Origin of the sequence: Flavobacterium sp. MDT1-60 (assembly GCF_014844035.1) — a bacterium.
Taxonomy (GTDB): domain Bacteria; phylum Bacteroidota; class Bacteroidia; order Flavobacteriales; family Flavobacteriaceae; genus Flavobacterium.
The window spans coordinates 2,191,006-2,209,909 of sequence record NZ_CP062159.1; the positions used below are offsets into that span (position 1 = coordinate 2,191,006).

Here is an 18,904-nt window from a genome sequence, read left to right on the forward strand (position 1 = left end):
TTTCAATTAGAAATCTTGCGGTTTTGTTAAAATAAATATTAAATATTAATAATTTGGCAAAGAAGTAAATTTAATTAGTTAATATAGGGCTTTCGTAAAAAGTTCGGGATTTTTTTAGGTATTTTTGTAAATAGCTATTACTAGAAGAAACTGATCTTTTTAGTTTTTTAATAATCGAAATAAACTGCAAACTTTGGGTATTTTGTCTGAATGCTAAAAATGTCTTTTTAGGACAATTGATATACCAGGAGCTAAAACCACATTATGATAGAATTTTTCAGGAATTTATTACAAGAGTTCGAATTGCCACTTAACAATCCGGTATTGATTTTTTCATTAATACTTTTCATCATTTTATTATCGCCAATTTTACTGAAAAAAATTAATATTCCGGGAATCATTGGTTTGATTATTTCGGGTGTTATTATTGGCCCTCACGGACTTAATATTTTGGCCAAAAATTCAGCGGTAGATTTATTTTCTACAATTGGACTTCTTTACATCATGTTTATTGCCGGTTTAGAACTCGATATGAATGAGTTTAAAGCCAACAGGAATAAAAGTTTATTATTCGGGTTTTTTACTTTTATTTTCCCATTAACGATTGGTTTTCCGGTTTGTTTTTATCTCTTAAATTATGATTTTAATGCCAGTTTTTTAACGGCGAGTATGTTTGCGACACACACGTTGGTGGCATACCCAATTGTTAGTAAACTCGGAATTGCCAAAAATCAGGCAGTTGCAATTACTGTTGGAGGAACTATTTTGACAGATACCGCGGTTCTGATAATTTTGGCCGTAATTATGGGAAGCAGTCAGGGAAATCTGAATCAGGCTTTCTGGATAAAACTAACCATTTCATTAGCAATTTTTTCTGCGATCATGTTTTTAGTAATTCCGAGAGTTGCAAAATGGTTTTTTAAGAAATTGGAAAGTGAGAAACACGCCCATTATATTTTTGTTCTTTCTGTCGTTTTCTTTGCGGCATTTTTAGCCGAAGTAGCAGGAGTAGAGCCTATTATCGGCGCTTTCGTTGCTGGTTTGGCATTGAATCCTTTGATTCCGCAATCATCAGCATTAATGAACCGAATTGAGTTTATTGGAAACTCATTATTCATTCCGTTTTTCCTTATTTCTGTGGGAATGCTGGTTGATATCAGCGTAATTTTAAGCGGACCAACAGCCTTAATTGTAGCCGGGACATTGAGTGTAGTGGCTATTTTTGGAAAATGGATTGCAGCGTTTTTTACGCAAATTGTTTTTAAATATACCAAGACCGAAAGACAACTAATTTTTGGATTAAGCAGTGCGCATGCCGCAGCAACTTTGGCCGTAATTTTAGTTGGATATAAAGCCGAAATCCTGGATGAAAATATCTTAAACGGAACCATTATTTTAATATTGATTACCTGTATCGTGGCTTCTTTTGCTACAGAAAAAGCAGCAAAAAAAATTGCAATCTGCGAAGAAGAGATTTCTCATGAAGATGCGCATAAAGATCAGATTTTAGACGAGCATATTTTGATCCCATTAGCAAAAACTTCTGCGACAGCAAGTTTATTAGATTTTGCACTTTTGATAAAAGATAAAAAATCGTCAAATCCGATTACTTTATTGACGATTGTTCCGAATAATGACCAGGCTGAAAAGAATATTTTAAGATACCGAAAAGCAGTTGATAAATTTGTAATTCAGGGTTCAGCCTCAGAAGTAAAAATCAACACAATTGCCAGAATTGACCATAATCCTGCCAGTGGAATTGCCAGAACTTCAAAAGAAATCATGTCGGATATTGTGATTGTTGGCTGGCCAAGAAAAACAGGTTTCTTAGATAAAATTTTTGGAGAAAACGTAGATTCAATTATCAATAACGTTGATAAAAGTTTATTCATTTGTCGTTTCGAAAAAACATTTATTGAAGAAAAAAGATTGGTTTTTATTTGTCCGCCTTTTTCTGAAAGAGGAGCCGGATTTCAACTTTTACTTCAAAAAATTTGCCGACTGTCGCAAGAATTAAGTGTTCCGATTGTAATTTATGCCGAATATAAAACGCATCAAACCATTCAACAAATTGTTAATAATTTAAAACTGAACGCGAAATTAGGATTTAAAAGTATTTTGGATTGGGATGATTTTGAAGCTATTTCAGATGAAATCAAACCAACCGATTTGATTGTTTTCAACTTATCGCGAAAAGGTTCGGTTTCATACCAATCGATTTTTGATAAATTACCTCAAAAATTTGAAAAATCATTTAATGAAAATAACCTGATTTTGGTGTACCCGCAAGATGATAACAAAGTAACTTCTATGGATGCTTATGAAGATTTTACCGCAACGCCATTAACCAAAGGCCTTGAAGCGATTGAACAGATTGGTAGAGGTTTGGGGAATATTTTGAAGAAGGGATAAGAAAAAAGTTTTCTAAAATGCTCGAAAAGTAAATTATGACAGAACATCTAGAAAGAATAATTAAAAAATATAGTTTTCCAAAAAGAGATGTAAATTCTACTGTTGAAATAATTGATATTGAATTATATTCGAAATTAAAACTTCCGAAAGATTATGTGTTTTATCTTGAGAACTATCACGGTATAGATCAATTCATTGGTGTTGAATTTATAAACCTTTGGAGTTTAGAAGAAATTATTGAAACCAATAAAAATTACAATATAGTAGAAGAATTACAACATACTATCGGAATTGGTTCAAATGGAAGTGGAGAATTTATTGGAATTACATTGGATAAAAACGAGAATATCAAAATAATTCTTTCTCCTTTTATTGATTTAAATACTAAGTATCATATCGAAATTGGGACTTCTTTTACAGATTTTCTGGATCGTCTTGATAATGGTATTGATTGGTTTCCTTAAATTAGGGAAGATTTTCTAAATTTAAATTTGAAAAAAATGAATCATAATGTCCAATCCATACGCCTATTTATTGGAGCTAAAGATTTTCAAATCTCCAGAAGTTTTTACCAAGATTTAGGATTTGAAGAAACAATTTTAGATCCAAAGTTTTCTGTTTTTAAAACAGGAGAAATTGCCTTTTATCTTCAGGATTATTATGCTAAAGAATGGATCGAAAACACCATGATTTTCTTAGAAGTTGATGATGTCAATCGTTATTACAACGAACTTTTAGCGTTAAACCTAACGGAGAAATATGGCGTAAAACTAACTCCAACACGTCATTTAGATTGGGGAAGCGAATGTTTTCTGCATGATCCTTCTGGTGTTTTATGGCATTTTGGGAAGTTTAAGTAAATGAAAGTTTGCCACAAATTTCACTAATTTTCACGAATTATATTGAGTTTAAATTAAGTTTAGCTTAAAACTTTGCTATTTAATTAGTGTAAATTCGTGCAATTCGTGGCTAAAAAAATCTATAGATATAAATCTGCCAGATTAATGGTATTGCTTTTCCGCTGATACCAATCGTTACAAACTAATTGCAATTTATCAACTTCGAATTCTCCAAAATCAAAATCCCGAAATTTTTCTACAACTTCTAGTAATTCCTTTGGATTTCGGAGTTTTTCCTGAAATCTCATAACGGTTGAATGTGCAGTCGCAATGGCATAACGACTATCAATACTTTGTTGTAAAGTTGATTTTTTGAAGTTCTCACGCAATTTATCCCGTAAGTTATTTAAAGATTCATCCGTTGGAAAACCCTGAATCATTATTGCAGAAGGTGAGGCTGTAACACCTTTAAAACCGATGTTAATTTTATCTACATCAATTAAACTTTTTTGAATGATTTCGATATATTCTTCAATCCTGATTTTATCCAGAGTAAAACCTTCATAACACGAAATAATGGACAGTACCGTAATATGAATGTCTGAATTGGGATAATAATATTGTGTAGAATCAACTTCTTTTAATTCTTCTAAAAACAACTGAATTTTAGCTTTTATTTCATCGCTTGGGCGGATCAATAAAGTTATTCCAAATCTTGAGTCTGATACATCATTAATTTGGTTCTCAATGATATAGTTTCCTTCAGAAATAGCTTTAGAAGATTTTTGATAAAGTCGATTGTAATGTTCTTGTAAATTCATTTATATTTATTTCTTTTTCGCTTTTTCGAGATTTTCTTTGACTCTGAATTTTACAATTTTGGTAATCAGATCATACGGCATCGGCTTATTAAAGGGAAATTGAACCGAACCTTTTCCGGATTTATATCGAGAAAGTTCTTCCTGAAATGCTTCATGACCACTTGGTAAAGCATACAAACCAATATGATTTTTAAAAGCCGCAAAGTAAACCACTATTCCGTTTTGCTCAAAAGCCGGCATTGAATAACTGATTTTCTCAGTCGCATCGGGAGCTGCTTTTTGAATCGTCATTCGAACTTTCTCCAGAATCTCCTGAACATCATTTGGAAAAGCGCCAATGTATTCGTCGATGTTTAATGGTTTCTTAGTTTCCATTGTTAATTCAATTTATTTTAAAGAACTGGTTGATAAATCTCACGCATTTTATCATAGAATGCGTGCTAAACAGTCGGCAACTTTGCGGAAATCTTTGCGAACTTTGCGGTTAAGTTCGCATTTCTAGGCAAGTCCTTTTGGAAAACGGTCCAAAACCAAATTCAATTGAAGTTTATGTTCTAAATACGCTTTTGCGCCGGCTAAAACCAAAGTAAAACCTTCAGTAGAATTACGAACCTGATCGATTATTTTATCTGAATCGCCTTTAAAGCCAGAATTTGTTATACTAACAAAAGTTTCATTTTCGTTTAATGGTGTGAACCCCCATTCTACCAAAGTGCTTTCTTCAGGATTTCCCCATTCGATTACAATTTTCTTATTTTCCTGTAAAACATGAGTCGTGACGGTTAAAGAAAAACCATACATTTCCCAGGTCCATTCTGTTTTTTTATTTTGTTCTAATTTGCCTGAGCCCTTTGTAAACCAAAATTTGCTCGTGATTTCCGGATCAATAAAAGCGTTAAAAACTTCTGAAACAGGTTTTCTAATCAGCATTTCGGCTTTTGCGAATTTGTTATTTTCTGTTTTCATCTTTGTGGGAAGTTAAAGGTTATGAGTTAAAGGTTAGGGGTTTAGCGCTGTATCAAAGTGAAGATGTAAATATAACTCTAATTGTTTAATTTTAAAAGTATTACATATAGGTTGTCAGATGTGTGTCTAACTTTTTACTTTCAATTTTCAACTTTTTACATCTTACATTTAACTCACAACTTCTCTTTATCAATCCATTTTCCAACTGTAGGTGGCGTATAATTTCTCATTTGCTTTAATAAATCATCAATATCATCGCTTACCAAAAGCATTTTCTGATTCGCTTCTTTCAGTAAACCTTTTTCGACCATTGTTTCGGTTAATTCAATTAAAGAATTATAAAAGCCATTGATATTTAAAATTGCAATAGGTTTTTTATGAAGTCCCAATTGTGCCCAGGTTAACATCTCAAAAAGTTCTTCCAGCGTTCCAAAGCCGCCCGGAAGCGCAATAACGCCATCGCATAAATCATTCATTTTGGTTTTTCTTTCGTGCATGCTTTCTACCAAAATCAATTCAGTTAAACCTAAATGAGCAATTTCCTTTGATCTTAAGAAATCTGGTAGAACACCAATTGCTTTTCCGCCATTATTTAAAACGCCGTCAGCCAGAGCGCCCATTAAACCTACGTTTGCGCCACCATAAACCAGTTCTATATTTTCTTTAGCTAAAGTTTCGCCAAGTAAGGTCGCTTGTTCGGCATAAATGGCTTCGGTTCCAAAACTGGAACCGCAGAAAACAGTTATTCTTTTCATTTATTTAGTGTTAGATGTTAAAAGTTAGATGTAAAATGGTATAATAGTTTTTGCACGTTTTACATCTGACAATTCACAATTCATAATTTTCGAAGTTCGTATTCAAAATAAGGTACTTCAACGCCATTGATGTTAAACATCATATCATTGATTTTTTCGGCTCCAAGTTTTAAAACGGCTTTTTGAGAACGGAAATTTTCCGATCCAACGTGAAAAAGAATCGAATTAACATGCTGAAAAGCATAATCTATCAATAATCTTTTGTTTGATTTATTATACGGACCACCCCAAAATTTTCTTGTAATAAATGTGTAGCCAATTCCAACGCTCGATTTTTCGGGATTGTAATCATAAAAACTGGTTGTTCCCATTATTTCATTTGTTTGTTTATCGAGAATTAAGAATGGGCTTTTTGTAATTATGATTTCAAAAAAAGTTTTAAAACCTTCTCTTTGATACCGGTCTTTGACAGGATTCTGTTCCCAAATTAGTGGGTCGGAAGCGGCTTCAAATAATGCTTCAAAATGTTTTTCTTCTAACGGAATTAATTTTGTGATTTCGTTTTCTAAGAAATCTGGTTGTAAATTGAATTCTGTATTTTTCATTTTTTACTGTTTTTTATTTTACCGCAGATTAAAGTTACTGTTTGTCCTCCTGAGGAACGAAGGATCACACAAGAGACTCCGCAATCAAAATCGCCAATCTTTGTCGAGCCACTAGTGTGATCCTTCCTCCGTCAGGATAACAAAATGGGAATGGAAATCTATGTAGATCTGCTTAAATCTGTTTAAATCTGCGTGAAATTTAATATTTATATCCTCTTAACCTGAACACAAGAAACATTTTCCATTTTAATCTCGTTTCCTGTTTTCTTTAATAAACCTGTTTTCTCATTTCTTTTAAAAACGACCACATTTCCGGAATTGACATTTGTGGCAACAAGAAATTTTCCGCTTTCGTCAAGAGCAAAAACTCTCGGATGCTTTCCTAAAGTTGAGTGATATCCAATGTTTTTCAAAAGTCCATTTTCATCAATAGAAAAAATCGCGATGTTGTTTTCTTTTCCACGGTTTGTGGCATAAAGAAATTTTCCGTCAGGAGAAATATGAATGTCTGAACTTTCAAAACCTCCCGTAATTTTATCAGGATGGGTATTGATGCGTTGAATTTTGTCCAACGTTCCATTGTCATATTGATAAACACTAATCGCACCGGCCATTTCTTCAATACAATACCCAAATTTTTGATTCGGATGGAAAGTAAAATGTCTTGGTCCCGCTTCTAAATCTGTTTTGGTAAACGGATTTTTTGTTTCCACCAAAGGTTGTTTCAACTTTGTATCAAAACGATAACACCGAATTTTATCTGCCCCCAAATCGGGTAAAAAAAGATAATCATTTTGAGGAGAAAACACAGCCGAATGCACATGCGATCTCGTTTGCCTTTCTTTATGAACACTTCCGTCTGTATATTGGAAATTCTGCGCAAGCGAATCTATTTTTCCATTTTCTAATAAAGGATGAACCGAAACACTTCCTTCAGTATAATTGGCATTCACCAACCATTTTCCGCTTTTATGAACAGAAACATACACCGGATTTTCACCACCGCTTCTTTGTTTGTTTAGAAAAGTTAAAGTTTTGTTTTGAGGATTAAATTCAAAACTGCTGACATTTCCGTCATTTGGTGTTTTGGTTTCTGTACAAGCGTATACGTACTTTCCGTTTGGAGAAATGGTTAGATACGACGGATTTATGACATTTTTTGCAGAAGTAACTTTGGTCAGTTTTCCTTTTAAAGTATCAAGTTGATATACCTGAATTGCTTCAGCATTCTTATCTTTATTATAACTTCCCAAAAAGACATAAGTATTTTGAGAAAAAATAGCAGAAGTTACAAGAAAGGCAAGTGTCAGAAAGGTTATTTTTAGTTTCAAAGTATTGTTTTTTTTGAAAATTAATTTTAGTTACTAATTTTTAATCTGAAGCCAAAGACGGCTAATTCTCCCTGCATGAAATCTAAATCTTCAGACCTTTGAAATCCAATGTTTTCGTACATTTTCCAAGCGGTTTGCATCGCTAAAGTCGAATGAATTATAACTTGATTTAAATTATTTTCTGTTGCTTTTTTTATGCATTCCTGCGTCAAAAGTTTACCAATTCCTTTGCCGCGTGCCTTATTGTCGACACCTAATAATCGAAATCCTGCTGTGTTTTTTTCCTGAGTTGCAATTCCGCCCGAACCATAATATTGCATATCATTAAAATAAACAACTGCACCCAGAATAGCATTATTGCTGTCAACCGCTACCAAAAGTTCCGTTTCCGGATGATTGGTAAAATCGCCAATATTGGCCAGCATTTTGTAATAATTGGGTTGCTCCTCTTCTTTCGGAAAACCATCTAATTGGGAATAAACGCTAATAAGCAGTTTTCCTATTTCTTCAAATTCTGAAGGACTTGCGTTTCTAATAATATGATTTGATGTATTCATGTATTTTTTTAGTTTTTTTGTCATTCTGAGGAACGAAGAATCACACAAGTGAATCGACAAAGATTGGCGACTTACTTTGAGGATTTTCTAGTGTGATTCTTCGTTCCTCAGAATGACAAGCTAAATGGTCTTTTGTTAGGGTTCAAATCTACTATCTAAAATCTAAAATTATCTAATCCCTTTCCACCATTGTTGAAATTCTTGTTTTTCATTTTTTAATTCTACCAATTCGCCAATTTTCGGTGTAATTAGCGGAATAGGATTTTCAGAATTGGCATTCAATTCCGTTACTTTAATCAAAGGTTCATCCCAGGAATGAAGTGATAAAGGAAATTTTGAATTATGCACCGGAAACACTCTTTTAGCTTTTAGATCTTTCATCGCTTTTATTACATCTTCCGGTAAGTTGTGGATGTATTTCCAAGCCGGATTATATTGACCATTATCGATAAGCACAATATCAAAAGGGCCATGTTTATCGCCAATTGCTGCAAAGTGAGAATCGTAGCCACTATCTCCGCCCAGATACATTTTGAAATCTTTGGTTTCTAAAATAAAAGAAGTCCAGAGTGTATTACAGCGTTTGATACTTCGGCCGGAAAAATGTCTCGATGGAGCTGTATAGAGCGTTAAATTTTGATCTAATTCTATTTTTTCGTGCCAGTCTTTTTCGATAATATTTTCTGCTGAAAAGCCCCAAAACTCAAAATGTGAACCAACACCAAGTGCCGTGATTACTTTTTTTATTTTTGGTTTCAGTTCCATAATAGTTTTATAATCTAAATGATCATAATGGTCGTGTGTTATCAGTAAATAATCTATTTCAGGAATATCATCATAGGTATAAATATCAGTTCCCTTAAAGGCTTTTGTGGTTCCGTAAATAGGAGAGGCGTTGCCGCTGAAAACAGGATCAATTAAAAAACGTTTGCCTTCAAGCTGAATGAAATAAGAGGAATGTCCAAACCAAACTAAAACATCCTGATTTAAAGAGAGTTCTTTTAAATTGGTTTTTACAGAAGGAATAAGATCAGTTGGGGTTTTTCTATTTACCTTTTTAAATAAAAATTCGGTTAAAACATCATAATACCCGTAACCTTCTGCAAGTTCCGGAGTAAAATTTTCATTTTCGAATTTTCCATTTTTATATTGAGGTGACTTTTGTATTAAAGCAAGTCTCTCTCCGGAAGGTTGTTTCCCAAACCTTGGATGGAATAAAAAGTACAAAATTACAGCTAGTAAGAGAATTATTGATGTGAGAATCATTTTTGTGAGATTATAAGAATGAAAATATTTTTAATATAAAATTGAAAGATAAGATCAAGCCAATTATAGTTAAGGTTGTCAACCCCAAATATAAGCGAAGACTTTGAAATTCATTGATAGGAAAATTTCTTAAAAAATATTTTAGAACATTTTTACGGTTGTAAATGCAAAACAAAAGAAGCGTTATAAAAATTAAAAAGAATATAAATTCTAATATAAAAGCATCATTTTCTTGTTGAGAACTATTCTCTAAAAATATTTTATTCATGAAATTTTGTAAAGATTATTTTTGAGGATATAATTTTTGTAATTCTATTACTGAAACGGAAACCATTTCTTTGAGAATTTCTACATTAATATCACTTAGTTTTTTGATGTAAATACAACCTTTAGCCGCTCTATGTTTTCCTAATTTAGAAAGTAAATCCTCTCTATTTTCTTCAGACAGATAAGTATAAAGCGAAATAGCGGCTTTTCTTGGCGAGAACCCTGCAAGGGGTGCATCGCCTTCGTGCCCACTGGCATATTTGTAATGGTAACTTCCAAAACCAATAATGCTTGGTCCCCACATTTTAGGTTCAAAACCAGTTACTTTCTGCATTATTGTAATCAATTCGGCAGTATCATTTCTTTTTGCTGCATCATCTACAAAAGTGTTTATAAAATCTATAACACTGGTTTCTGTTTCAGTAGTTTTATTTTTTGCCATGGCTTATTTTTTTGGATGAAGTAAATCGCTTTTAAAGAGAATATTTTTGATTTTACTTTCAGAAGCATAAAACAAGTTTGAATCTTCATTCATCTGATTTTCTAAAACGATCAAACTCATATCACTTTCGGGGAAATACAAATTTATGGAAGAAAACCCATCCCCAAGACCGGTATGTCCAACATATTTTACAGCATCTTTTTCAATTATTCTAATGCCATAACCGTAGCCTTCTTTTTCTTTTCCAAAGAAATTGTGTTGTGCTGTTATGTTGTATTTAAACATTAATTGATAACTTTCTGGTTTTAGCAGTTTTCCTTTATGGAAATTTTCATTCCAAATCGCTAAATCGCCAACGGTTGAAACAATTCCGCAAGAAGGAGTATTTTCTTTAGTAATCATGGTTTGATTCACTATTTCGAAAGTGCCTTTAGTGTTAATATAACCTGAGACTAAATTTTCAATTTTATCTTTTGAATAACAAAATGTATTTTTCATCTTTAACTTTTTGAAAAATGCATTTGCTACTTCGGAGTAGCTTTTTTTAGTGGTAACTTCAATTATTTTCCCCAAAAAAGGATAGCCCATATTTCCATATTTAAATTCGGTTCCGGGTTTAAACAATAGCGGTTTTTCTAAGTCGACTATTCCGTGCGTGTGATTTAATAATTGATGAACAGTCACAGAATCTGCCCAGGTTTGTTTCAGTTCCGGCAAATATTTTTTAATGGGTGCCTGCAAATTGATTCGCCCTTGTTCGACTTCTTTCATAATTAAAACGGCTGTAATCTGTCTCGTGTTCGACATAATTTCAAACTGACTGTCTAATTTTAAAGGTTTTTTAGTCTCAAAATTGACAAAACCGTAAGCTTTATTATACAAGGTTTTTCCGTTCTGGCCAATCAGAATTACACCATTAAATTTAGGATCGGCAACTTTAATTAAACTGTCAATTTGAGCAGCATAATTCTTTTTTTGAGCAAATGAATTGTAGTTCGAAAATAATAAAACGAAAGAGATAAAGAAGGAAATACGGAAAATTGAGCTCATTAAAAGTTTTTTGGTTTTAGGTTTAATTTCAGTTTTTTTGTTTCAGGTTTGCAGTCTCAGTCTCAGTCACAGTCCCAGTTGACAGTTACGAGGCTGAAAACTGCGACTTCGACTGAAAACTCATTTCAGAACATTCCGTTTTCGTTAATCGTTTCTTTTGGAATCGCTTGTCCCAAATCCCAAAGTTCTACTATTTTGTCTGCTTCAAATCTAAAAATATGCACGACGGCCGCGCCTAAGTCAGTTGAATTTTGTTTAACACAGGAGTGTACCGCAACCAAATCGCCGTCTCTTAAAGCATGATGAATTTTGAAAGTCTTATTCGGATTTTTTCTGGAAGATTCTTCCATGGCTATCATCAAAGTATTGGCATCGCCTTTAAAATAAGCATTATGGTGTTTGAAATTCTCGCCTATATAAAGCCTGAAAGCTTCGTGTGAATGCCCATTTGCAGCGAGTTTTAAAAATTCCTGGGCAATATATTTCTTAGTCATGATTCTAAAATTAAAAACAAACTAAGTTATGAAATTTAGAAGTATGTTTTCAAGTAAATAAAGCCGGAAATTTGAAGTTTTTTAGAGATTTTCTGATTTGATCTGAGAAGTGTCAATACCCAATTTTTTAAATTCTTTTTAACCTAATTCGGTAATGTAAAAATGTTTATCGGTGAAATAAAATTACTTTTCTAGGCTCTTCTTTTGACCAATTTAATTGCTAAATAAGCCATTGGAATATAAGCAAAAACTAAATCTACAACCGTAAACCACATTGGCGAAGGCAGAGAGCAAACACTTACAATACCACCTAACAAAAAGAAAGCTCCAATAATTAAACCCAGTTTTGTTTTGTGATTGAATGCCAATAAAGCGGTTGTGATTGCGCCAGCAAATGTCCCGATTGCATGTGCCAAAAATGGAAAAATAAAATGTTTTGGTTCAAACAAATGCATCGTTTTTTGCAAACCTTCCATAGTTGTATTATCAGCTCCGTCCGGGGGCGGAATAATAGAACCGCTCATTAAAATTATACTCATGTTTACAATGCTTCCAACAAAAAGACCAGCAATTACGGCCAAAGTATTTCTTAAAACAGGGTTCATAAATTTTGGTTTTTAGTTGCACTAATTTATGAAAATTATCGATAGTATAGTGAACCAAATCTATTATTCTGTTATCCTAATTACTTCGCGCTCAGTTTTCTTTCGTTTTCCGTTTGCGGTTTGTCTTTGCCGTTGGGCTGACCTTTTCCGGTTGTAATCAATTTTTTTAAGCTATTCTGAATATAATTCGTCCAGGAATCTCTACAAATATCAAAACATTCATAATCCGGAACCAGGCCAACATGTGTAAAACGAAGCTCCGTTTTTTCGTCTTTTTCTGAAATCTCAAAAGTTGGTTTTGTACCTGTCCATTCTGTTTCGTCTTCAGTGAATTTGAAATAGTTTTTCTCCACCAGCCAAACAATTTTCTGGTTCGGAATGACTTCAATCAATTTAACTTTACAGCGATGTACATCTTCATAATGATAGTCAAATTCATCATTCAGTTTGCCTGTATTGCCATCAATTTGTTCAGACCACCAGCCGCGAACATTGGTAACGGCATTAAAAACTTCTTCCGGAGATTGTTCAACTATTAGGGTTGTGGTAAAATCTTGCGCACTCATTTTATATCATTTTTAGAAAGTTAAATAACAAATTTACGTTCTAAAAATCAATATGTTAGGGTGTTTGTGAGACAATTTTAAGGGGCGTTTCAGACAGGTTGGAATTTTAGATTTTAGATTTTTTGAATTTAATACCTGCTAATCAGTATTTTTACTCTCTCATAATATCCATTCTGCTTATTTTCTCGTCTTGTATTTCAAAAATAACCACTTGTTCTTTTTTCTCATTAATTCCATTTCGCCCATAAACATATTCATGCACTATGGCTTTATTATTAAAGTAAATAGTTTTTATAAATTCGGCATTCAAATCAGGAGATTGTTCAAATAGTCTAACAAACATTTCTTCACATTCTTTTTTGCCATTAATTACTAATGAATAATCTGAAAAATTATAAATCTTGGTGTCTTCAGTATATAGGGACATCATGTTTATAATGTCTTTGTTATTAAATGCAGACATTTGTCTGTCAATGATTTCTTCTATTGTCATTTTAAAATAAAATATTTTAGATTTTCCTTATTAGTCCAATTAATAAATTAATAATAAAAATTAGGACAGCCTTTCCAATCCTTCTTCCAAATTACTCACAAAATTGATTTGTCGGTTTTTATTACTTTCAAAAATAAAGTCTTTAACGCTTTTACTTTCATATTTTTTAAAGTCACCAATAATTGCCAAACGTACCCTGAAATTGGAGAACTTTTGAAGTATTTCGCCGGCAATTCTGTTTTTCAAATCAAAGAAAAGAGGCATTATGTTTTTCTCATAAAGAATAATTCTGTCAAAATCCTGATAATAAATGTCGACCAATAACTGAGCGCCCTCTTCAATAGAATTAATTAGAATCTCTTCGCTAACTATTTCGGCAATCCTTGTATTGTTTATGATATGGGTTTCTAATTTCATTTTTGATATAAGTTAGCCAAAATAATCTTTTATTTTTTGAACAACTTCTTCAATTTGTTTCATATGATACTCCATCACTTTCTCCAATTCTAAAGTCCCGCCTAAAATCAGCATTTCTTTATTTTCGAAACGTTTTCCAAGTCGGTCTTCCAGCATAATGGTTTCCATACTTTGTGCCATATTTATTTCGGATAAAAACTCATTTGGATGTCCGGCTGTGCAAATCACAAGCCCAAACGGAATGATTTTCATCTTTTGAGAAGTATCATTTTGCCCGTACGCATATCCAACAGAATAAACCCGATCAAACCAGCCTTTTAATTTTGCCGGACAATCACTCCACCAAACCGGATAAAGAAAAATAATGCAATCCGCTTTTTCGATTTTGTCATGTTCATCCAAAACGTCATTAGAAATTGGAAGTTCTGTTTTGGCAAATCCTTCTCGTTCATATTCCTCTTTAGACATATCGCTCTGGAAATTCATATCGTATAAATCCGAAATTTCAAGATTCCAGTTTTGTTTTGAAATTTTGGATTTCAAATGTTCCAGAACCTGAAAAGTGTAGGACTTTTTACTCGGATGACTGTAAACAAGTAAGATATTCATAATCGATATTAATAAAGTTTGTTTTTTTGCTTCACGAACCCATTTTGGAGCGTTATCAATATTTTGGCGCAATAATAAATTCAATTGTGCCGCGTGATGCTGCACATGGCGCATGTTATAAAGTAAAATTTCAACAACATTGTAGCGCATTGTTCCCGATTCATTTTCCCAATTACTTCTATAAATTTCATCCGTCATCGTAGCAATCAGATTACGACATTTTTCTCTGCAAAATTCTAAATAAGTCAATACTTCCTTTTTTGTATAAACTCTTTCAGGCATCCTGTCTTCAAATTCTGAAAGAGAAAAGGGCGCTGGAGGGGTAAAACCTCTCGGATCAAGAGTTAAATAATAATCCAGAAAAAAGGCACAATGAAAGGCATTATATCCAAATTGCTGTTCCGTATCCCAAAGTGATTCCGGACAAAATTCAATAGCATTTTTTAACATATCAATGCTTCCGCCAAATTGCCTCCAAAGTATTTCTTTTAAAGAATGGTCCATAACAGATTTTTTTTCTTAAACGAAAATACAAATTAAACCTGAGTAGAAATAAAATAAAAAATGCTCTTCAATTTTTGACGAGCATTTTTTTATTCGGAAGCAGAAGGTTTCATTTTTAAAAGAACGTTCAGTCCCGCTGTCCGCTATATCTTTTGTAGTCTCGTTCTTCAAACGAGATCACAAAAGGATATCACTCCCATCGGGGCTAGCGATTACGTTTCTTTTTCATAAGAACCAGGAAAACGAATTCGCAGAAATTTATTGTCTTACAAAATACAAATCACTACCATCGACATAAGATTGTCCTAAAGCCATTTCCCCCTGAGCAGAAACAGAATACGGCCATTTGGAATCAATTTTTTCATAATAATTATTTTACTCGTTCGTATTTTGAAATTAAGCAGTCTCCTATTGCCCAAATCCCTTATAGCGTTTGTTGTTAGCAGTAGGTGTTTTAATTATACTCAAATGTTTCTTTATAAATTAAATTTCTGTTGTTTGTTAAAGTAATTATTCTATTATTTGAATCTAAAGTATTTTGGTAGCCATAATGTGTAAGAGGAAATGTATAATCTGTTTCTTCATAAGGATACGCTTTTTCTATGGCAAAGAAGTTTTTGAAATATGGTTTGTAATCTAATCTTAAAACTCCTATTGATTTAATTAAGTTCATTGGATTTGCTATACTTTTATTGTAATTTAAATATTCAACAAAAACTTCGTTTTGATTTTCTATTGAAACTACATTTCCATTAGTGTCATAATTATATTTATGATTTTTAATATTTCCATTGATGTAGCCATCATTATATTCAATTAAATTTTCATTATTAAATTTAAAATCTGAAATTTTTTGATTTGATTCATTATACAATTCAGCAACATTCCCGTTCCAATTTATATAACAAAATATTTGACCATTTCTTATTTCTTTTATAAGCTTTCCTTGGTTATTGTATTCAAATGTACTTTTGTAATTGAATTGAGGATTTAAATAATTTGTAAAAGTTTCGGATAATACTTTTCCATCACTATCAAAAGTATATTCTTGACTGTATATAGTATCAAAACTTTCAACATCTTCTGCTACAGTATATTTCATTGCAGAAACTTGGATTGCATTTTCGACAACTTCTTCATCATTGTTACAACTAATTAGTAAAATGAAACTGAATAAAATTAGAGTTCTTTTCATTATTTCTATTTTTTGGTTATGTTTCTTCCAATTACTGCTAACTGTCCAATTTGAAAGCAAGAAGATATAATAATTTATTTTACCCTTACGTATTTTGATGTAGAACAGTCAAAACATTCGTCAGTTAAAATCAAATTTTCACCATTAATTTCAATTAAGCGATCAATAAAGTATTCTTGAGTAATGGAAAGTCCTTTGTCTATAACAAGCATTTCTTTTTCACCGCCAAAAATGGATGGTTTAGTTTTTATCAAAAATTGCTGTTCGCGCGACAATTTTCCATTAATATAAATTCTAAGAATAGAACCCGAAAATTCAATTTCTTTTTTTTCATTTAAAGTAGCCTGAGTAGGACCGCCAAAACCCCCAGTCGTAGAAACGCATAACCATCGTCCTTCCAGATTTTTCTCCGTTGTAGTATTGGTATTGGCATTTTTAATGGTGTCTTCGCTACTATTACAGGAAATAAAAATTAGAACAAGAAACAATAAGAAATATTTTTTCATGGGTTAAAATTTATATCGGTTTAACTAATAGATGTAAATTTTGTTAAATGGTTGCGTATGAAGCGGGTGATTTCTTAAAATTATATAATTTATTTGAATTACTTGTTTTGTAAATCACTTTGATAGTGTTTCTAAACTGATAAAACAGCCGGAGTCGGGTCGTTTTCCTTGATTCTGATCTTACATATTTTTTCAATCTCATAAACATTTTCAATTGCCGAAATGTAAAGAATATCCGGTACAAATTTATCTGATTCGTTTTTTCGACTTTGTAGTTTTCCTGTTCTTAATTCGTATTCTAAATCACCAAAATTATTTTTAGCGTTTATTTTCACATTACCGGAAAACTGTTCCCAATCTGTGATAGTTGATTTTCCATTTCGATACTGAATCATTCGGGTTTCTGTTCCAATAAAATAACCTCCTTTTTGAAAAAAGGAATAAACAGAGGAAATGATAAGTCCGACTCCAACGATTACAAACAGGCCTATAATCATACCCGGTACTATCAACTCGCCCAAATCATCCCAGCTTGCCGTAACCGGCACATCGTTGGATGTAAAATGTACTTCTTCATTTTTAAGTAAAGGACCGAAGAAAGCAACAACAAAAATGCTGACAAAAGCACAATAAGCAATGCTGAAAATAAGACGCTCGACTGATTTACCAAGAGGTAAATTTCGTTTTGCTTTTATAGAAAATTCAACTTTTTCATTTTCAATTAGTTTTTTAAGATCGATTGGTAATTCTGTTAAAATCATTTTTTGCGATTTAGTTTTTGGTTGAGGTAAATTCCTGGCTATTATTAAAGTAGAGGTTATTTCATTATTTCAATCGCTCTAAAACTCCTTTGCGTTTGACAATGTTTTTATAATCCCATTGTATTGCTCTTGCTTTTGTGATCCAACGTTCTAAATCTTCTTTAATGATTTGTTCAACTGAAGTATAACGGAATTCAGCTGCTTTAAAAGAACCTTCATTTGCCAATTTTTCTTCCTCAAATGATTGTCCGCTCCAAAAGAGTAAACGAACATTGTTTTTTAGTTTACTGTAACCAACAATTGGATTTCCATCCAGAAACCAAACCGGATGTGCGTGCCAGATTTTATTTTCGGCATCCGGAAGATTTTCATTTATTATTATGGCAAGCTGATTGCAGATTTCTTTATCTGAATCACTTTGAGAATTGTTATAATCTTGTACGGTTGCATTCATCTTAATAAGCTTTTTAGTTTCTTAATTTGTTGAATTTGTTGCTTTTGGTTTAATTCTGAAATTAATGCTTTGAGCTAAATTAATCTTTTTTTTATTACAAAAATTAGGGATAAAAAGAACTTCTTATGAAAATGAGTGTTGCGTGAGGGATAGGAGCTTGCTACCGAAGTAGCACGGATAGCCCGACACCAGCCTGATAAAAGGGCGTATACATATAAAGTAATTTGCCCTTTTATCGGGATGGTGACACGCCCTAATAAAAAATCCGACTTGCTTTCACAAATCGGATTTTGATATTATACCTGAATTCAAATTACAACTGAACTACTTTTCCGGTGTGTACATCATATCGCATAGCAACAATTTTTACCTGATGTTCTTTTACGATTGGATTGTCCTGAATTAACTTTACAGAATGCACGATATTGGCATTAATTGCTCCCAAATAGTTAGTTGCTTTTGGAGTTGTTTTATCGGCATCAATTTCTTCTTTTTCCTGTGAAATCGTTTCAACGATATTATCAATATGATTGAAGTGCTTTTTATAAGAACCATCTTTATCGTTGATGTACGCTTTTATTGCGCCACATTCAGTGTGACCTAAAACAACAATTAATTTGGAGTCTAAATGCTCAACAGCATATTCGATACTTCCCATATCGATATCAGAAATTAGATTTCCGGCATTTCTAATTACGAACAAGTCTCCAATTCCCTGATCAAATACAATTTCAGGTGAAACACGACTGTCTGAGCATGTAATCACAACAGCAAATGGTTTTTGCCCATCCTGATTAGCCAGAACTGTTTTTTTGTTTTGATGCGGATGAACTGATTTTCCGTTTAGGAATCTTTCGTTACCTGTGGTTAATTGTTCTAAAGAAGTTAAGTCTTTCTCTTCTGTTGGCTTGTGTTTTTTGCAGCCAATTACAGAAAAAATGATAAGAGCAAGTATTGCAATCTTTGTTTTCATTTTATGATTTTTTAAA

At 32.5% G+C, this 18,904-nt stretch carries 24 protein-coding genes; 3 read left to right on the forward strand and 21 right to left on the reverse strand.

Annotated features, from left to right (window positions below; translation table 11 throughout):
- The first annotated feature begins 264 nt into the window (after positions 1-264).
- From IHE43_RS09480 to IHE43_RS09490, 3 genes are read left to right on the forward strand one after another with little or no spacing between them, the layout of a single operon-like run.
- A complete protein-coding gene (locus tag IHE43_RS09480) occupies positions 265-2,412 on the forward strand; it encodes a cation:proton antiporter (RefSeq protein WP_192187706.1) in 2,148 nt (715 codons plus the stop codon).
- A 35-nt stretch (positions 2,413-2,447) separates the two neighbouring features.
- Positions 2,448-2,876, forward strand: coding sequence for an SMI1/KNR4 family protein (locus IHE43_RS09485; RefSeq protein ID WP_192187707.1), 429 nt, complete (start codon positions 2,448-2,450; stop codon positions 2,874-2,876).
- 36 nt (positions 2,877-2,912) lie between these two features.
- Positions 2,913-3,272, forward strand: coding sequence for a VOC family protein (locus IHE43_RS09490; protein WP_192187708.1), 360 nt, complete (start codon positions 2,913-2,915; stop codon positions 3,270-3,272).
- 119 nt (positions 3,273-3,391) lie between these two features.
- Here the strand turns inward: IHE43_RS09490 and IHE43_RS09495 are convergent, their stop codons facing one another.
- The 21 genes from IHE43_RS09495 to IHE43_RS09600 form a co-directional block, all read right to left on the reverse strand.
- Positions 3,392-4,072 (reverse strand): 2'-5' RNA ligase family protein, encoded by a 681-nt coding sequence (locus tag IHE43_RS09495; RefSeq protein ID WP_192187709.1) that lies wholly within the window; start codon positions 4,070-4,072, stop codon positions 3,392-3,394.
- Positions 4,073-4,078: 6 nt separating this feature from the next.
- On the reverse strand, positions 4,079-4,447 hold the full coding sequence (locus IHE43_RS09500; protein ID WP_192187710.1) for an iron chaperone: 369 nt from the start codon (positions 4,445-4,447) through the stop codon (positions 4,079-4,081).
- A 123-nt stretch (positions 4,448-4,570) separates the two neighbouring features.
- Positions 4,571-5,038 (reverse strand): SRPBCC family protein, encoded by a 468-nt coding sequence (locus tag IHE43_RS09505; protein WP_192187711.1) that lies wholly within the window; start codon positions 5,036-5,038, stop codon positions 4,571-4,573.
- Between the two features lie 173 nt (positions 5,039-5,211).
- Positions 5,212-5,793 carry a TIGR00730 family Rossman fold protein gene (locus tag IHE43_RS09510; RefSeq protein WP_192187712.1) on the reverse strand — a complete coding sequence of 194 codons (582 nt, stop codon included), beginning with the start codon at positions 5,791-5,793 and terminating at the stop codon, positions 5,212-5,214.
- An 80-nt stretch (positions 5,794-5,873) separates the two neighbouring features.
- Positions 5,874-6,398, reverse strand: coding sequence for a GNAT family N-acetyltransferase (locus IHE43_RS09515; protein ID WP_192187713.1), 525 nt, complete (start codon positions 6,396-6,398; stop codon positions 5,874-5,876).
- A 206-nt stretch (positions 6,399-6,604) separates the two neighbouring features.
- On the reverse strand, positions 6,605-7,729 hold the full coding sequence (locus IHE43_RS09520; protein ID WP_192187714.1) for a lactonase family protein: 1,125 nt from the start codon (positions 7,727-7,729) through the stop codon (positions 6,605-6,607).
- Positions 7,730-7,755: 26 nt separating this feature from the next.
- Positions 7,756-8,286, reverse strand: a complete 531-nt coding sequence (locus tag IHE43_RS09525; protein WP_192187715.1) for a GNAT family N-acetyltransferase — start codon at positions 8,284-8,286, stop codon at positions 7,756-7,758.
- A gap of 168 nt (positions 8,287-8,454) precedes the next feature.
- Entirely contained in the window at positions 8,455-9,552 is a 1,098-nt protein-coding gene (locus IHE43_RS09530) for an MBL fold metallo-hydrolase (protein ID WP_192187716.1), read from the reverse strand.
- Positions 9,553-9,835: 283 nt separating this feature from the next.
- Complete coding sequence (locus IHE43_RS09535; protein ID WP_192187717.1) at positions 9,836-10,261, reverse strand: DUF1801 domain-containing protein; 426 nt, start codon at positions 10,259-10,261, stop codon at positions 9,836-9,838.
- Between the two features lie 3 nt (positions 10,262-10,264).
- Positions 10,265-11,311, reverse strand: a complete 1,047-nt coding sequence (locus IHE43_RS09540) for a serine hydrolase (protein WP_192187718.1) — start codon at positions 11,309-11,311, stop codon at positions 10,265-10,267.
- A 125-nt stretch (positions 11,312-11,436) separates the two neighbouring features.
- Complete coding sequence (locus IHE43_RS09545) at positions 11,437-11,805, reverse strand: nuclear transport factor 2 family protein (RefSeq protein ID WP_192187719.1); 369 nt, start codon at positions 11,803-11,805, stop codon at positions 11,437-11,439.
- Between the two features lie 191 nt (positions 11,806-11,996).
- Positions 11,997-12,410: a hypothetical protein gene (locus tag IHE43_RS09550; RefSeq protein ID WP_192187720.1), complete on the reverse strand. Its 414-nt coding sequence runs from the start codon at positions 12,408-12,410 to the stop codon at positions 11,997-11,999.
- Between the two features lie 80 nt (positions 12,411-12,490).
- A complete protein-coding gene (locus tag IHE43_RS09555) occupies positions 12,491-12,976 on the reverse strand; it encodes an SRPBCC domain-containing protein (protein ID WP_192187721.1) in 486 nt (161 codons plus the stop codon).
- Between the two features lie 151 nt (positions 12,977-13,127).
- On the reverse strand, positions 13,128-13,469 hold the full coding sequence (locus tag IHE43_RS09560; protein WP_192187722.1) for a nuclear transport factor 2 family protein: 342 nt from the start codon (positions 13,467-13,469) through the stop codon (positions 13,128-13,130).
- Positions 13,470-13,529: 60 nt separating this feature from the next.
- Positions 13,530-13,886 (reverse strand): DUF4180 domain-containing protein, encoded by a 357-nt coding sequence (locus IHE43_RS09565; protein ID WP_192187723.1) that lies wholly within the window; start codon positions 13,884-13,886, stop codon positions 13,530-13,532.
- 12 nt (positions 13,887-13,898) lie between these two features.
- Positions 13,899-14,999, reverse strand: a complete 1,101-nt coding sequence (locus IHE43_RS23515) for an NAD(P)H-dependent oxidoreductase (protein ID WP_225585448.1) — start codon at positions 14,997-14,999, stop codon at positions 13,899-13,901.
- 454 nt (positions 15,000-15,453) lie between these two features.
- Complete coding sequence (locus IHE43_RS09580) at positions 15,454-16,194, reverse strand: hypothetical protein (protein ID WP_192187724.1); 741 nt, start codon at positions 16,192-16,194, stop codon at positions 15,454-15,456.
- A gap of 74 nt (positions 16,195-16,268) precedes the next feature.
- The gene (locus IHE43_RS09585; RefSeq protein WP_192187725.1) at positions 16,269-16,700 is read right to left on the reverse strand and encodes a hypothetical protein; all 432 of its coding nucleotides are present in this window, start codon (positions 16,698-16,700) and stop codon (positions 16,269-16,271) included.
- A gap of 131 nt (positions 16,701-16,831) precedes the next feature.
- Positions 16,832-17,461: a hypothetical protein gene (locus IHE43_RS09590; RefSeq protein ID WP_192187726.1), complete on the reverse strand. Its 630-nt coding sequence runs from the start codon at positions 17,459-17,461 to the stop codon at positions 16,832-16,834.
- 64 nt (positions 17,462-17,525) lie between these two features.
- Positions 17,526-17,915: a DUF1801 domain-containing protein gene (locus tag IHE43_RS09595; RefSeq protein WP_192187727.1), complete on the reverse strand. Its 390-nt coding sequence runs from the start codon at positions 17,913-17,915 to the stop codon at positions 17,526-17,528.
- A 313-nt stretch (positions 17,916-18,228) separates the two neighbouring features.
- The gene (locus IHE43_RS09600; protein ID WP_192187728.1) at positions 18,229-18,888 is read right to left on the reverse strand and encodes a carbonic anhydrase; all 660 of its coding nucleotides are present in this window, start codon (positions 18,886-18,888) and stop codon (positions 18,229-18,231) included.
- Positions 18,889-18,904: the final 16 nt, after the last annotated feature.